This is a genomic window from Micromonospora yasonensis, from assembly GCF_026013475.1.
Classification (GTDB): domain Bacteria; phylum Actinomycetota; class Actinomycetes; order Mycobacteriales; family Micromonosporaceae; genus Micromonospora; species Micromonospora yasonensis.
In genome coordinates this window covers 1-16,307 of the sequence record NZ_JAPDPH010000158.1, presented here as the reverse complement: position 1 = coordinate 16,307, position 16,307 = coordinate 1, and the positions used below count along the sequence as shown (strand labels likewise).

7 protein-coding genes and 2 pseudogenes are annotated in these 16,307 nt (G+C 66.4%); 4 read left to right on the top strand and 5 right to left on the bottom strand.

Annotated features, from left to right (window positions below; translation table 11 throughout):
- A partial coding sequence (locus ONA70_RS25860) for a plasmid pRiA4b ORF-3 family protein (protein ID WP_265009082.1) occupies nt 1-454 on the bottom strand: 454 nt, incomplete at its 3' end.
- A gap of 1,202 nt (nt 455-1,656) precedes the next feature.
- Between ONA70_RS25860 and ONA70_RS25850 the strand changes: the two genes are divergently transcribed.
- From ONA70_RS25850 to ONA70_RS25835, 4 genes and pseudogenes are all read left to right on the top strand, one after another.
- Complete coding sequence (locus ONA70_RS25850; RefSeq protein ID WP_265009081.1) at nt 1,657-3,996, top strand: tellurite resistance TerB family protein; 2,340 nt, start codon at nt 1,657-1,659, stop codon at nt 3,994-3,996.
- Nucleotides 3,993-5,432, top strand: coding sequence for an ATP-binding protein (locus ONA70_RS25845; RefSeq protein ID WP_265009080.1), 1,440 nt, complete (start codon nt 3,993-3,995; stop codon nt 5,430-5,432). Before ONA70_RS25850 ends, ONA70_RS25845 begins: the two co-directional genes overlap by 4 nt.
- Before the next feature lie 82 nt (nt 5,433-5,514).
- Nucleotides 5,515-8,856: a DEAD/DEAH box helicase gene (locus tag ONA70_RS25840; RefSeq protein WP_265009079.1), complete on the top strand. Its 3,342-nt coding sequence runs from the start codon at nt 5,515-5,517 to the stop codon at nt 8,854-8,856.
- A 286-nt stretch (nt 8,857-9,142) separates the two neighbouring features.
- Nucleotides 9,143-9,892, top strand: a pseudogene (locus ONA70_RS25835) (IS1634 family transposase); the annotation flags it as partial.
- 182 nt (nt 9,893-10,074) lie between these two features.
- Here ONA70_RS25835 and ONA70_RS25830 read toward each other — a convergent pair.
- From ONA70_RS25830 to ONA70_RS25815, 4 genes and pseudogenes are all read right to left on the bottom strand, one after another.
- Nucleotides 10,075-10,821, bottom strand: a complete 747-nt coding sequence (locus tag ONA70_RS25830; RefSeq protein ID WP_265009078.1) for a hypothetical protein — start codon at nt 10,819-10,821, stop codon at nt 10,075-10,077.
- Nucleotides 10,822-10,845: 24 nt separating this feature from the next.
- Nucleotides 10,846-11,742: a ComEC/Rec2 family competence protein gene (locus ONA70_RS25825; protein ID WP_265009077.1), complete on the bottom strand. Its 897-nt coding sequence runs from the start codon at nt 11,740-11,742 to the stop codon at nt 10,846-10,848.
- Between the two features lie 185 nt (nt 11,743-11,927).
- Nucleotides 11,928-14,492 (bottom strand): pPIWI_RE module domain-containing protein, encoded by a 2,565-nt coding sequence (locus tag ONA70_RS25820; protein WP_265009076.1) that lies wholly within the window; start codon nt 14,490-14,492, stop codon nt 11,928-11,930.
- A pseudogene (locus ONA70_RS25815) lies at nt 14,493-16,307 on the bottom strand (transposase); the annotation flags it as partial.

Below are 16,307 nucleotides of genomic sequence, written 5' to 3'. Positions count from 1 at the left end.
CGTCGCCGTCCCAACGCCGTCCGTACTGATCGGGCAGGTCACCCCACCCGAAGTACGGCATCGGCTCGCTGGGCAGGACGCCGAGCGTCTCCAGCGGGTCGATGCGGGACTCGGCAACGGTGCACAGGTGCGCCCAGTCGTCACCGAAGTCGAACACGTACGCGAACTGCTCACCGCCACCCAGGCGACTCAGCTTGGTCCGGTCGCTGTCGACGCTGCCCTCGGGGGCCTCCCCGTCCCACAGCTCAAGCGGCGTGAGCTGGGTCTGGTCGGCCAGCGTGAACATGTGCATGTGGGCCAGGTCCCAACGGGCGAACGCCACATCGATTGCGTCAGCGAGCTGGGCGAAGGTATGCGACCGGCTCGCCGCGAAGACCCTGCCTGGCCGAGGCCACAGGTCGACGCCGCGACCGGAGACCAACTCGACCCGTACGGACAGCCAGGTACGCGCCACCGCTCACCTCTTCCACCGAGAACCGTCGCCACCACCGCCTGCACAGTACGAAACGTCACCGGCGCGCTGGCCTCGGCCGTGCCCTCGCCGGTCGGGCCTGGTTGGTCGGCGGACGTTCCATCCGCGAGCCTCTGAGGGGCCACGATCGGCGGTGCCGACGACAGGCCAAAGCCGGATCACGCTGTGGCATCCACAGGCGTCACCGACGGCGGAGCGACCGCGTCGTCGTAGAGCGCCGCCAGCCTGACAAACGCCGTATCAGCCCGCGCGGCGTCTCGTCGACCAGCGTTACCGAATCTTGCCGCCGGCGATCGAGGGACTGCTCGAACCGCCGCCATGCCCCTCCGCACACCAACGACCAGCGGATTCTCGGCCACGCATGCCTCCACGCCGCCAGCCCCGGATAGCCGCCAGGCGAGACGACTTGACCTTCCGCCAAAGGTGAGCGTCGATCGTGTCCGTTGTCCATCCGCCCCTCCTTGGCGGACGACATGACCCATCGACGAAGGGCTCCCGCCATGCCTCGTGAACGCCTCAGCAAGCTCGCCGTGATCCCCGACGATGTGACCGACCCACTCCTGTGGCGGCTCGCCCTCGACGTCATCGGCGCGCACCAGCCCGACAACCGCGGCAACTGCCGCAACCTACAGTGCGCCGGCCAGCGCGGCATGTGCGCCGCCGCCCGCACCGCCCGCCGAGCCATGGACCTGGCCCGCCCACCGCGGCCAGCCGCCACCCCAGCCACGACCTGGCGAGCGCATGGACACGCCGCCGTGGTCGCACCCCGGTCGTCCACGTTTCGCGGCTGGTTCACCACCTCACCCGCGCGGCCACCGACCCCCCCACTCCGGCTGCGGTCACCCCGGCCCGCCTCTCTGCCGGCGGCGGCATAGTGCGAGGTGACGTCACGATCAACGATTGCCACCCCTGCCGACCCTCGATCGCCCATCCAGTCATTGATCGGGCGGCGGCCAGCGTTGCGGTGTCCGGGGCCGACTGTCCTGGGCGGACATCAGATCCACGGTCCCTGATCCATCAGTGCCGCTTTCCGACCGAAAGTACGGTCCTCGCCACGATGGGTCACAACCTAGGCTTTGGTCCGCTCCATTCGCTCGCACCCGGGATGTGGCGGACATATGCGAGGTTTGGCGGGTCCAGGAGCAGGCGGTGCCTGACTGGCATGGCGACAAGCGTCGCCGGTCATGGGTAGTGGGGGTTGTGTGGGTTTCTTCGACAGGTTCCGACGTAGCGCACCGCAGCATCAGGGACCAGGCCCAGCCACTGGAGTGGTAGCGGGTCAGCCTGCACCCGCGTGGCCCCACGCGACGACACCCAGGCAGGTAGGTCCGCCGGTCCCGGCTGCGAGCCAACAGGCGATCTGGGTTCCAGCCGGGCAGCCGACGACCGTTGCTGGGTACCCGATCCCGGGAGGTCTTCTCTATGTCGGCAAGCATCTGACAGCTCCCAATGGCCGGGCCGAGCCTGCGCTCATTGACCCGATGCTTCGGATCGACAGGAATCGCCCCGACTGGGACGGGAGCGGGCTGGACTACTGGCCGTCGTACGCCACACTCCCTGCGAGCAGCAGGGCCGCCTACCTGACGTGGCTAGCCGATGGCCGCCGCTACGGCGCCGTGCCCATTGGTTACGTCTTCCTCTTCTTCTACGGCCTTGAGCGGCGCGTTCTGGTCGACATGCCGAACGACCGGGCGCTGCGGCGGGAGTTACCGGCGATCGCCGCCGAGGTCCGTCGGCTCCTTGCCATCTATGGTGCCAACAGCTCGTTCCGCTCCTACGCCAGCAGGCTTCTCGAGGTTCTCGAGTTGATCGGCGCGGCCGAGTCCGACGTCAGTGAAGGACAGCCACCGGAACTCGTGCCTGACCGGTGGCCCATCCCGATGCAGCTCCGGCTCGCGCTGGGTAAATTCGCCGCCAGCGGCACTCCCGTACCAGCCGCGTGGGCCCGTGCCTGGGCGTGGTATCTGCCGTCGCTGTACCCACGCACGCCGCAGACACGTTGTCCAGAAGAGTTCGACCATCTGTTCGTCAGACGGTACGCGGAACGGTTCAAGGACGGCTTCCGTGTCAGGCCGGGCAAGGCACGAATCGAGGTGACCTACCGTGCGGCCAGTGCGGGTATCGCCAGCGCCAACGTGCGGCTCGATCTGCCTGACGTCGTCGAACTCGCCGGACCGGCGCGCAAGCTGACTGAACTCGTCGATGCCGTCACCGACGACCTGGATGCCTACAGCCGATGGCTTGGCCGTAATCCGGATGGTCGGGGATCGCTTGCCGCAGCAGCAGTGCTGCCTGCCGAGCTGCTTGACCAACAGGCAGGGCAGGTCGACGCCCTGCGCGCCTGGTGCGACGCTCGCCTGGCAGATGAAACGCACGTCGTCGTAGACGCGGCGGACCTCATCGCCTTCTGGCCAACGGCTCAGCCCGAGAAGATGACCAAGGCTGAGGCGGTGTCCCTCGCCCAACTCCTCGGGCGTATCGGCGTCGGTGTGGAGCCGGACGTCCGCCTCGGCGGATCGACACTATCTGCCGGTTCTGCCGTCCTGTTTCGCACTACCGCCGACGCCCCGCATACCGCAACGCCCGCCTACACCGCCGCAGCCACCCTGCTGCACCTCGCGGTCGCGGTCAGCGCTTCGGACGGCACCATCAGCGACCACGAGCAGCATCACCTGACAGCCCACCTCCAAGCCGCGCTGCATCTGACAGCCCCCGAGAGAACCCGCCTGCAGGCGCACCTACGGTGGCTTGCGGTCACCGGCGTCAAGCTCACCGGCTTGAAGAAGCGCCTCGATCTGCTCCGGGCCGACCAACGTGAGACCATCGGCGACTTTTTGATCACGGTAGCCGCCGCCGACGGAGTCATCTCGCCGGAGGAGGTTACGAGTCTCACGAAGATCTACAAGCTCCTCGGTCTTGATCCGAACCTCATCTACGGCCGCCTTCACCAACAGGTCACCGGTCCCGCCGCCTCCTCCGCGGCGGCTCCGCCCCCAGCCGCAGGGCCCGTCGTCGTGCGCCCGGCGGGGCCTGCACCGGCGGGATATACGCTGCCGCCCGCACCACCGGCGGCCCACGGGTCACCTACCCAGGGCAACGGTCAACGAGTTCCGCCAGGGGCTTCCGGTGTCGTCCTCGACGAAGACGTCATCGCCGCGAAGCTGGCCGAGACGGCGGCCGTCTCGGCGCTCCTGTCGACCATCTTCACTGACGAGGAAGCCCCTGCGCCCCAGCCAGCCACAATGCCCGCTGCCCGCCCCGCCGAACCGACAGGACAGCCCACCACGCAGGCCCTCGTCCCCGGCTTGGACGCCGTGCACAGCGAACTCCTGCGGTCCCTGGCCGCTCAGCCGAGGTGGACCCGCGCGGCTTATGAGGACCTCGCCGAGCGGCACGGTGTGATGCCGGCTGGAGCGTTGGACCTGATCAACGAGGTCGCCATGGACGCTGCGGGGGAACCTGTCGTCGAGGGCGATGACGACATTGTGATCAACGACTATGCGCTTCAGGAGCTAGTGCGATGAGCGTTACTACCCCCACCGGCCCGGGCACCCGTATCAGGCCCCGCGAGCGCGACGCGATCCTCCAGTCGCTACGCGCGGGAGTGGTGCCGCGCGCCGGGCAGCAGCACGTCCAGGTGGGTCGGGCTGCGGAGGTGCAGGCTCTTGTCGCCGACATCACCCGCATTGCCGACGGAGGGGCCGGCAGCCGTTTCGTCATCGGTGAGTACGGCTCGGGCAAGACGTTCTTCCTGCACCTGATCCGCTCCATCGCGCTGGAGAAGCGTCTGGTCACCGTCCACGCGGACCTGTCACCCGACCGCCGGCTGCATGCCACCGGCGGGCAAGCACGCAGCCTGTACGCCGAACTGATGCGCAACATGGCCACCCGCGCCAAGCCTGACGGCGGCGCGCTGGCCAGCGTCGTCGAACGGTTCGTGACCCAAGCGCTGGCCGAGGCACGCGACACCGGCCAGAACCCGCAGGTGATCATCCGCGTCCGCCTCGACGCGCTCAGCGAATTGACGGGCGGCTACGACTTCGCCGACGTCATCGCCAAGTACTGGCAGGGCCACGACACCGGCAACGAGCAACTCAAGATCGACGCCGTCAGGTGGCTGCGCGGTGAGTTCTCCACCCGAACCGACGCCCGCAACGCCCTCGGCGTGCGCACCGTCGTCGACGACGCATCCTTCTACGACCACCTCAAGTTGATGTCCCGGTTCGTCCGCCTGGCCGGCTACGACGGTCTGCTCGTCTGCCTTGACGAGATGGTCAACCTGTACAAGCTGGCGAACTCCCAGGCCCGCAACGCCAACTATGAGCAGATCCTGCGCATCCTGAACGACAGCCTGCAAGGAACCGCGTCAGGCCTCGGGTTCCTCTTCGGCGGAACACCCGATTTCCTGCTCGACACTCGTCGCGGCCTCTACTCCTATGCCGCGCTGCAGTCCCGCTTGGCCGAGAACACCTACGCCACCGCCGGGCTCGTCGACTATTCCGGTCCGGTTCTGCGCCTGGCCAACCTGTCACCTGAGGACTTCTACGTCCTGCTGGCCAAGCTGCGCCACGTCTACGCCGCCGGCGACCCGGCGGCCTACCTCCTGCCCGACGAAGCCTTACACGCCTACATGAACCACTGCGCGTCCCGCATCGGGGACGCCTACTTCCGCACACCGCGTAACACCATCAAGAGTTTTCTGGATCTGCTCGCGATCCTCGAACAGAACCCCGGACAGGACTGGCGTTCCCTCATCGGCGCGATCCACATCGCCGCCGAGACGGACCCCGACCTGGATCCCCTCGACGACGCCAGCGACCCAACTGTCCGGCCTACCGACGAACGCCGAGGAGAATCCGCCTCCACGGGAGGCCAGGGCTTCTCCCACGCGCCGGCCGTAACGGTGGCCGCCAGCCAACTGCCTCCCGATGACGACGAACTTGCTTCCTTCCGCCTCTGACCCCCAGCGGCAGCCCACGACAACAGCCGAGCCTTCGAGCGCTGCCGTCCCATCGTCGGCATTCCACCTCCTGCACCCCAAAGTGCAGCGGTGGATCCACGATCAAGGCTGGGACCAACTGCGGGACGCGCAGGAACGCGCCGCTCGGCCGATCCTCGCGGGTGGCACCGACATCATCATCGCTGCCGCGACCGCCAGCGGGAAGACTGAAGCAGCCTGGTTGCCAATCTGCTCAGCCACGGCAACTCGGCGGGAAGCGAGCGACGACGTCGCCGGAGTCTGCGCGCTCTACGTCGGGCCACTCAAGGCGCTGATCAACGACCAGTACGAGCGGCTCGCCCACCTGTGCGAACGGCTCGACGTTCCGGTCCACCGGTGGCATGGCGACGTGGCGGGATCACGCAAGTCGCGGGTTCTGCGCGAGCCAGACGGAATTCTGCTGATCACGCCCGAGTCGCTGGAGTCACTTTTCGTCAACCACGGGGACAAGGTCGCTCGCATCCTCGGCGACATCAGCCACGTCGTCATCGACGAGCTGCACGCGTTCATCGGCACCGAACGCGGCGCCCAACTGCAATCACTGCTGCATCGGGTGGACCTTGTCCTGCGGCGCAGAATCCCGCGGATCGCCTTGTCGGCCACCCTCGGCGACTTCACCGCAGCGGCAGAATTCCTCCGCCCGGGCTGCGGCGACGCCGTCACCGTGATCGCGTCCGACGATGACGCTCGAGAGATACGACTGCAGCTTCGGGGCTATGTCGCCGCCGCCCCGTCTCCCCCCGGTAGGGCGCCCGCCGCACCTCCATCCGGCACCGCCACCTCTGACTCCGACGACGAGGAAGAATCGTGGGACAAGGCTGGGATCGCCGACCACCTCTTCCGTACCCTGCGGGGAAGCGACAACCTCGTCTTCGCCAACTCCCGCAGCGCCGTCGAGCTCTACACCGACATGCTCGACCGGCGCTGCAGGAACAACAACGTCCCCAGCGAGTTCCTCCCGCACCACGGCAACCTCTCGAAAGAAATCCGCGAGCACGTCGAAGCACGACTCAAAGACCGCACCACGCCGGTCACCGCGATCTGCACCTCAACTCTGGAAATGGGAATCGACATCGGCTCCGTGGACTCGGTAGCCCAGATCGGAGCACCGGCCAGCGTCGCTGGGATGCGGCAGCGACTCGGCCGCTCCGGACGCCGAGCCGACCAGCCCGCCGTGCTGCGGATGTACGTCTCGGAACCCGAACTCACCGACCGCACACCCCCCGCCGACACGCTGCGCAGCCAGCTCGTCCAAAGCGTCGCAATGGTCGACCTGCTGCTCGCCAAGTGGTACGAGCCACCGGACACCGCGAGCATGCACCTGTCGACCCTCACCCAACAGATCCTGTCGGTCATCGCCCAACGCGGCGGCGCACACCCTCAACAGCTCTACGACGCATTGTGCGGACACGGCCCGTTCGCACGCGTCGACAAGAGCACCTTCATCGCTCTCCTGCGCTGCATGGGCAAGCAGGACCTGCTCACACAAGACTCGCAAGGACTTCTGCTGCCCGGCAGCGTCGGCGACCGCCTCGTCAACCACTACAGCTTCTACACGGCCTTCACGACCCCGGAGGAGTTCCGCCTCGTCGCGGACGGCCGCACCATCGGATCGCTGCCTGTCGACAACCCGATCACCCCAGGAATGCTGCTGATCTTCAGCGGCCGACGCTGGAAGATCGTCGCGATTGACACCCGGCAGAAAGTCATCGACCTGGTCAGATCCGGTGGTGGCCGGCCCCCGAGCTTCTCAGGAAGTGGCGGCGAAGTCGCCGACGCCGTCCGACAACGCATGCGCACGATCTACACAACAACCGAGACGCCGCGCTACCTCGACCGCCAGGCCCAAGCACTTCTCGAAGAAGGACGCGCAGCCTTCCACAGGTACGCATTAAACGGCCACGCGATCCTCGGCTGGGGCAACGACACCCTCCTGTTCCCCTGGCGAGGGGACAGAATCATGAACACCCTGGCCGTAGCCCTCACGCGCGAAGGACTGGAGGTCGGCCACGACGGCGTCGCACTGACCATCCGCGGCACCGACCCTGCCGGGCTCTGGGAACTCATCAGGCGCCTCGCGGATGAGACACCACCCGACCCTCTGGTACTCGCTGCGGCGGTGCCGAACAAGGCCGCAGACAAATACGACCAGTACCTCACGGACGAGCTGGTCACCGTCGCCTACGCAGCGCGGGCCCTCGACGTACCAGAAACCTGGCAAACGCTGCGGTCGATGGCCGCAATGCCTCGCCCCGGTCAAGCCTCCGTGCTCGCCAGCGGGACCGTGAACCACGATCGCAGCTACGCACCGCCCACACCCCGCCCCGCTCCTGGCCAATCAGCGACCCAGTCTGTTATGCGGCCGTTGGCTCAGCTCTGGCAGACCCCCTTCGCTGTCGTCGACCTGGAGACCACCGGCTTCACCCCACACCGAGGCGACCGGATCATCGAAGTCGCGATCGTACGCCTGTCTCCCGCAGGGCAGATCGAACACCGATGGGTCACCCTCATCAACCCCGACCGAGACCCAGGACCCACCCGCGTACACGGCCTCACCGCCGCCGACCTTGCCCTCGCTCCGCGCTTCAGGGACATCGCCGGCGAACTTGCCAACCTGTTACGCGGCGCCATCGTCGTTGCGCACAACGCACGCTACGACCTCAGCTTCCTCGACGCCGAGTACCACCGCCTCGGCTACCCCGCACCGGCCTGGCCCACACTCTGCACCCTCAGCATGTCCCACCGATTCGGCCGCGGCGCGACCCGCCGACTCGCAGACTCCTGCCTCGCCGAAGGCATCCCCCTACAAGCAGCGCACTCCGCGCTCGGCGACGCAATGGCCACCGCACAGCTACTCACGAAGTACCTGGACCGCGCCCGACAAGCCGGCGTCACCGACCTGGCCGAACTCGGCTGCCATCCGCTAGAACTCCCTCTCGCGTGGGCAGCGCCGACCGGGCACGCCTCCACCCTGGCGCGCCCGTCGACTGGCGTCGGCAACGCTACGCGCAAGACCAGCCCCCACATCAGTCTCGCCGGTATAGCCGCCCGCGTACACGCCGCAACCACCGGCGACTCCCGTGCCGACGCCTACCTCGACATGCTCGACCGCGCCCTTGCCGACCACGTCCTCAGCCATGCCGAGCTGGCATCCCTCCTCGAAGTAGCCCGGACATGGGGACTCTCCGGCGACCAAGTACACCTCCTCCACCAGCAATACCTCTCCGCTCTGCTTCACGAAGTGGCGGCACCCGGAACTCCAGGCGAGTTCGCTGACGTGGCAGCACAGCTACGCCAACTGACCCAAGCCCTAGAATCCGCTGCAACAGTCGTGCAAGAACTCCGGCCAGAGCCACTCGGTGGACGTGAGTCGAGTCCTCTCTGAGGGCGCGTGGGAGCGACGCACCGCGCAGAGCCCGCAACCCGGCCTGAGGCATAAAAAATGGTAATTATTGGTACACCAGCAACCTCACCAACGAGCGATTGTGCAGCCAGGGCTTGCTATCACGTCCAGCGCCTCGGCCGCGCCCTGGTCTTGCGCCCGGTGTCGCCGCGTAGGGAGTTGCGCCCACGGTCATCGGCAAGCAGTTTTCGCACTCGACGGGCCAAGAACCCCCTGGTCAACGTGATGAACCCGCTCCGAGGCTCGCGACGGTGAGCCAAGTCGGGCGGCGAACCAGAAGGCGATCGAAGCCGCGGGCTTCTCGTTCATCCTCGGCGCCCGGATTCCCGAGGTTTCTTACGTCGTCGCGGAATGGCGCAAGGTTCACCCCGACCAGGAGATCCCCGACGGGCAGGTGTTCATCCAGCCCTGGCCCGCAGGGCCGGCCGACCGGCGGCGGGACCAGGTCATCTACTACCAGTACAAGGCTGACCGCGCCCGGCGGACCCTGCGCGGGATCGACGAGCAGGTCGCCAAGGCCGAGAAGGCCATCGCCGGGAAGACGACGATCAAGCGCAACCGGTTCGTCCAGCTCTCCGGCGGCACCCGGACGGTGAACCGGGCTCTGGAGGCCAAGGCTCGGGCTCTGGCCGGCCTGAAGGGGTACGTCACCAACCTCGCCGCCAGCCCCGACGGCACCCCCGTGACGGCCGACTTCGTGATCGGCGCCTACCACCGGCTGTTCCAGATCGAGAAGTCGTTCCGGATGTCCAAGCACGACCTGCAAGCCCGGCCGATTTACCACCACACCCGCGACTCGATCGAAGCCCACCTCACGATCGTGTTCGCCGCTCTGGCCATCGGCCGCTGGATCGAGGACCAGACCGACTGGTCGATCAAGAAGTTCGTCCGCACCGCCCGCTGCTACCGCACCGTCGAAATCCAGGCCGGCGCCCACACCATCACCGCCGCCGGCCCTACCCGACGACCTCCATCACGCCCTCGAAGCCATCACCCAAACCAGTCGACGTGCGACTAACCTGAGCCAAGTCGGGTATCAATGCGTAGCTTTTCGGCCCAGTCCCACACGCATCCATCAAGCATTATGGCATGCGAACGTAAAAGGTCTTGAGTATCCGAATGACGAATCTCCTCAAGGGTCTCACCCAAGCGACGACACTTGAACTACTAGCTATCCCGAAGGTGGGTGGAGGTAGGCGATCAGGCGGGCTCGGGCTGAGTCCGCTGTGGTTCTGTGTTTAGTGTTTCCAGCGACAAGAACAGTTGACCCGCATACTTCTCTGCTGCGCGCCGGACTGCGGCCTGGGTACACAATCGCCACCACCCAATAGCCGCTAGGGCGTCGAAGCTGATCAGGCCTGCCTGCTGCTTCCAGCCAAGTGGTACCAGTGACAACCAGGCGAGCGCCATCGTTACCAGGGCTGCCAGCCCGCATATCAAAATGGCTGATAAGCGGCAGGCGTAAGCGTTGCGACGGAACCCGTATGCAATGTTTTCCTCGAACACCAAAGGGAAACGTGACCTGTCCCGGGTCCTTTCTCGTAACGCGGCCGTGGCGGTGGCATATAGCTCGTCGGCTTCTGCTGGATCAGCGGCCTCAGTGGTTTGGTCGGGAAGTGTGATACCGAGATGCGTGGCCACCAGCTGATGCCGGCGAGCCACGGCCGACTTGGTCGAAGCAGCACGCCATCGCAGCATGTTCTCTGACGGCCGGCCGCCCCAGGTGAGGAACAACTGGGGCTCGATTCGAAGTCCTCGATCACGGACGACTTGCGAGGCGGCGAACGGCAGGCAGAACGCGGTAAGCGCCGCCACCTTCGTCCAGACGGTCACCACGACGGGTATGGCTGTAACGGCGAGGACGAAGAGCGGCAGGACCGCGAGTGCAGCGGGCAGGAGGCGCGCGGTCCGATTGTATCGATCAGTGATCTGCTGCAGCAGGCCCATTGCCTCAACCTCTCAAACAATATATCAACGCACGTGACATTCAAGGGTGCCGATGTAGTACAGGCCATCGCTGTGGTCAAGGCTCTCGTCATCGAGGAAGTTGACGCTGTAGGCGTTATCGCCGACATAGATGTGCACCTTGTTGGTGTCCGTCTCGAACAAGATGTCGCCGCAGGAGTTCTGAGTGATGCTGTTGTAGCCGTCGTAGTAGTGCAGGTACTCCGACGGCGCTTCGCCGATCACCACCAGCCCCGGGTCCATCTGTTCCAGCCATGCCCGTGGCACCTTGCCAGACGTGCGGCCGTGATGCGGGGCGAACAGGATATCCACCTTGGGGAGGGTCACCTTTGCCTCAATCTTCTCCATGAAGTCTGTCTCGAGATCGCCCATCCACAGCATTCGCGGGCCGTCGTTAACGGTGTACTGGAGGATGCAGGAGATGTTGTTAGGCGACATGCCGGCGGCGGCGTCAGCCAGGGCGCTGTTGAAGTCGGGGTCCGACGTTTCAGGCCACAGCACACTTAGCCCGGCCGATCCGCGCTCCGCGCTGTGCTGATTCATCCAGCGACGCGTGCAGCCCTTGTAGAGATAGAAGGCTTTTTTGGTGTCGTCGCGCAGCGAGCAGTAGCGATTGAAGTCCGCTGTCGGATCTTCCTTAGTTGCAGCATTCTTGACGCAGTAGAAGTTTCTGATTCCGATGTGGTCATCCAGATCGACGAGACCGCCGATGTGGTCCTGATCTGGATGCGTCGAGATAAAACGGGTAATACCCTTATCCTTCGATTGGGTGGAGATTTCCGCCAGAATGCTGCCGGCCCGCTCTGGCGGCAATGAGCAGTCGATAATGGTGAAGTTGTCGCTGCCATGGCGGATGTAGTACATATCGCCATTGCCGATGGCGAAGGACTTGATGGTGGGCATCTCTATGCGCCTCCTACAGCTTTTGGGTGGGTGCATCACTGGGCTGTGGTTCCTGTCGCCTTGGTTTGCTCAGTTAATGCCACAGCGGTCGTTCGGGGCATCGTGGAACCCGGTCAGAATGCAGTGTTATCCAATGGGCGAATTGGGCTGCCCCGTCTTCACCGACCCCGAGGAACAAATACCTACTACTCCCCGAGTCCCTCTTGTGAGTCGAGGTCGGCGATCTTGGTTGGCAGGAGATACTCCTCGATTTGTTCGGCGAGGTGAAGCGGCCACGGCAGGACCGTGGTGCCTCGTACGTACGGTGCTGCATCCCGCAGCTCGTGGGCCAGCGCCGCCCAGTGCTCGGGCTGGTCGCCATCCTGAATTCCCGCCACAAGCAGCTCAACGAACTGCGGGTTCCACACCTGAGCCTTCGGCTTCGGGGCAGTGAGCTTGCCGTTGTGCTCGCCCGGGATCAGCTTCGACACGCCCTTCAGCGCCCCGGAGTGCGTGCTGGGCTTCCCCGTAGTGCTGCCGTACACCCGAGGCATCAGGAAGCGCCATAGACCCTTGGGCTGGCCTGTGTCGTCGTCGGTTACGCCGTAGCACTCCGGCGTCTCGCCGCCTTCAGCGGTGCGAACGCGTACATGACGCAGGCCGGACAGCTTGCTGATCGGCTGAGGCTCGCCGGCGCCGAAGCCGAGGCTGTCGAGCTGGATGCGGCCGTTGGTGAGGGTGTTCCAGACACCGCGCAGGTTTTGTGCATGGGTGAGCAGCAGGGTGTCGGGGAATGCGGTGGTGGCCTCATCGATGACATCCTTGGCGAACCGGATCACGTCGTCGGGGCCGCACTTGAGGTCCACGTTGACGTACCGCCTACCGATTTCGAGCAGCCCGGTATGCAGAGGCTGCCAGTGCACCTTGGGCGCGCGGACCTGCACATGCTGACCGGTGGGATCGAGGAGCACGGCGACGGGGACCTGCCGAGCGAGCCCCCAGACGCGTCCCTTGTTCTGGCGGATCATCCAGATGGCCAGGAGGGCAGGCTGGCGGAGAAGGGTGTCTCGTGCCGGGTCAGGCAGCGGCTCGGGGCGTACGCCGAGCTGCCGGAACAGGTCATCGACGGCTGCGACGAACCGTTCACGGTTCGGGTCGGACGACTCTTTTCGCGGGGGGCGCTTCGGCTCGGCAACCGGGGTGACGAACTGGCTGAGCCGTCCCGTCCGCAGCAGGCCGTGCCGGATGGCGAACTTGGGATCGTCGCCGCGTCGTCGGCCCTCATAGGCGTCGAGGCCGGCGATCTCGACCAGGGCGATTGTCGGGTTGGCCGCCTGGCCGAGCGTGTCGACGATGTGCTCGATCCGGGCCTCCACCGCGGCCTGGGTCCGGTGCCCGACCCGGTCAAGGTCGGCGCGGATCGTCGGTGCCGCTAGCCGCCGAATCCCGACGGTTACCGCGCTAAGGTCGATCTCTACCCCGACCTCGTCAAGCTGCTCGGCACGGGGCAGCGGGACACCGAGTCGGGTGGTGATTCGGTCGAGGGCGTATTGCGTGGCACGGTCGGTGTCGGTGAGCAGCTCGATGTCCAGGCGCGGCCCGACGATCTCACCGAGATAGGTGGCCGAAACCCGGCTCTCGCTGATGCCACCGAGGCCTTTGTACACGGTGCATTTTTCGCGGGGCAGCGGCGCGGCCGGACGGAGGTGTGGGCTGAGCTCGTTGGTGACCCAGTCCATCAGCGGCTGACGGTCGGCGACCGACAGGCCGGCGCTGACCTTCTCAGCCGAGAGCATGCCGGTGCTGTAGACCAGCGCAGCTGCGTCGCCATGGCGCTGCAGGTAGTCCAGTGGCTTGTCGACCAGCTGCTGCGGGTCGGGCAGGCGGTCGAGACAGCCGACTTCCTTCAGCACCCTCGCGAGAGCGTCGTCCCAGCGTGGCCCGTAGCTGCTCGTGCCGTCCTTCTCCGTCACCCTGACTCGCTTGATCCGAGCCGTGCCGAAGTGACGGGAGTTCTCCAGGCCGGCCAGGTACGGCACAGTCGGCGCCAGGTATACCGAGTGGCCGTGATCGAAGGCGAGCTTGCCTCGCACAGGCATCCAGCGTCGCACGCCGTACGACAGATAGACCAACAGCTCGTCACTGGTGGGCAGCGTCTGCGCGCTGATTCCGATCTTGACCGAGAATGGCGTCTGGTCCTCGATCCGCTCCGGCGGCCAGGACATGACCTCTGCGCCATCGGGGCTCGGGCAGCGCAGGAACCGCAACTCGTTATGCGGGCAAGTCGCGTCCGGGCGGGACAACGTCGCCGCGATCTCCATCGGCAGCAGCCGCATGGCGCGCTGCCGTTCTTCCGGCGCGGTCAGGTTGAGCTGAACCGGCGACCACGTGAGGTGGCTGGCGTGCAGCTGGGACAGGGCCAGGGAGATCTGCTCCGGGGTGCCCTTCTGCGCGCGTACCCACGCCGCGACCAGGTTGAAGATGGCTGCCGGGTTTACCGCGCGGTAAGCGAGCAGCCAGTCCTGGTCGTCGTCGCCACGTCCGGCGTACGGAAGCGTGACGACGCAGTCGGGAACGAGGGCGGTGATCGCGTCGTTGAGCGAGGCGATCGGGATGCTGGCGACCTCGCCGCCGCGCTGCGCCTGGGCGAGCCGGCGCAGCGGCTCCTTCCAACGGCCAGGGAACCGCAGCAGGTGGTAGGTGCGCTCGATCGGGGCTGCGGGATCAAGACGCAGGACGGTGACAGCCAGGTTGTCGTAGCGGGGTGCCATTCAGCGGTCTCCCATGTTGGTGAGGGCTCGGTACAGGGGCTGGTAGAGCGCCTGGACGAGGTGCCGATCGGTGTTGGCGCCGGTGGGTTCGAAGTACGGGTTGAGCACCTCGCGCATGCCGTGCAGCAGGCTGGTGCTGGCATCGTCGAGGTCGGTGTCGGTGTCGCTCCTGCGGGCGGTGACCGGTGCGAAGGCGGCGTCGCAGAAGTAGACCTTCGCCGCCTGGCCGCCGCGTAGGAGCCGGCCCACGACCTGCCAGATGGTTACGAGTTGAGTCCAGGCCACGCGTTGGCGTTCATCCGTGCCGAGCTGGCTGTAGGCGACCAGGGCGTGCAGCAAACGCCGCCACTGGCGTTGCGCGGCTCGGCGTCGCCGGCTGCCGGCACCTAAGAGGCGTTCGTGTGCCGGGCAGTCGTCGTCGAGCGGGTGCGGGCGTAGTTGCTCGAGGGCGTATTGGTTGATCCGCTGGGTGACGTAGCTGAGATCCTTCGGCCGTGGGTGCGGGCGCACGAGGAAGAACGCGGCGCCGATGGCGGCCACGCCGTCGTTGTTGAGGATGTTGTGCCCGCGCTCGACGGCCAGGATGGGGGCGACCAGCAGCCACGCGTCGTCGGTGCCGAAGTCCGCGACATCTCCGCGGCGCAGCAAGTGGCCGTCGTCCCAGCCGGTCTCCAACTCGTCGTCGCCGATGAGGCAGCGGACCTGCCCCTTCCAGGAGGACTTGCGCCGAAGCAGCTCGTTGGTGACGGTGCGGGCCTCGGCGTAGCTGCCGACCAGCAGCATGACCTTCTGCCGGCCGGGCGGCAGCGCGGCTCGTTCCCGCTCCAGGCGGTTCGGCTGGCCGCGGCCCGCGCCGGGCTGGGTCAGGGCCGCGACCATCTGTCGCAGGGCGCTGGCGCGCTCCTCCCCGTAGCGGCCGGAAACCCAGATCGGTGTACTCCGTTCGCCCTGATGCTGGATGTCCAGGGTGAACGTGGTCTCGGAGATGGCGGCGAGTTTTTGCGGTGACGGGCGCAGGATCGCCTCGACCGGCACGTCAATGTGGTAGCGAGGTGACGTGCCGGCCCAGCTGGTCCCGGACAACAGCAGTACGTTCGGGCCCGGCCCGTCGGCGGGAAATAGGTCTGGCAGGCCGACCAGCAGGGCTCGCCCTACGCCGGTGTAGCGGAAGAATCGGAACTCGCCCAGCTGGCCATCACGGCGGTCGGTCTCGTCCTCGACGTACTGGAAGCCCAGCACGTTGCCCATCGGAGACTCGGGCACCGCGACGGCGAGGTCGCTGGGCGGGCGGCGTACCTCCGCCGGAAGCGTGTCGAACATGTCCAGTTCGGCCGCGACTTCCGGCCATATGGCGAGCATCAGGTTGAGCCGGTGCGCCATCACCGCAACGGCGAGCGCCAGCTCCAGCCGCCAGACGTTGCGGTCGAGCTCCGCCGGCGCGATCTTCCTACCTTCGACCAGCTCTCGATCGCTCAGCTCGGTCAGCCACTGCCGAACGGCGTCCTCCCGCGTCTCCTCTTCCGTGTCGGATAGTTGCGCCTCGGCCAAGGTGGCCAGACCCCCGGCTACCTCGCCGGATGCTCCCGTCGGGTCGTCGATGAACGCGTTGAACTGCTCGCGCAGCAGCTTGTAGAGCTCATCGTTGTCCCAGCCGGGGTCCGGTTTGCGGCCCTTCGCAACTGTGTAGCCGGCCCAGTTCTGAGCAAGGCTGTTGAAGAGGGTCCAAGCGGTGAAGTAGTCGGGGTCGAGCCAGTTCAACACCGGCCGGCCGGCCCGGACCCGGTCTCGCTGCAGCAACTGATAGATGATGTCGGC

Coding starts and splice junctions, on each gene's coding strand:
- ONA70_RS25820 (WP_265009076.1), bottom strand. CDS start 14,492: ATGGCACCCCGCTACGACAACCTGGCTGTCACCGTCCTGCGTCTTGAT.
- ONA70_RS25825 (WP_265009077.1), bottom strand. CDS start 11,742: ATGCCCACCATCAAGTCCTTCGCCATCGGCAATGGCGATATGTACTAC.
- ONA70_RS25845 (WP_265009080.1), top strand. CDS start 3,993: ATGAGCGTTACTACCCCCACCGGCCCGGGCACCCGTATCAGGCCCCGC.
- ONA70_RS25850 (WP_265009081.1), top strand. CDS start 1,657: ATGGGTAGTGGGGGTTGTGTGGGTTTCTTCGACAGGTTCCGACGTAGC.
- ONA70_RS25830 (WP_265009078.1), bottom strand. CDS start 10,821: ATGGGCCTGCTGCAGCAGATCACTGATCGATACAATCGGACCGCGCGC.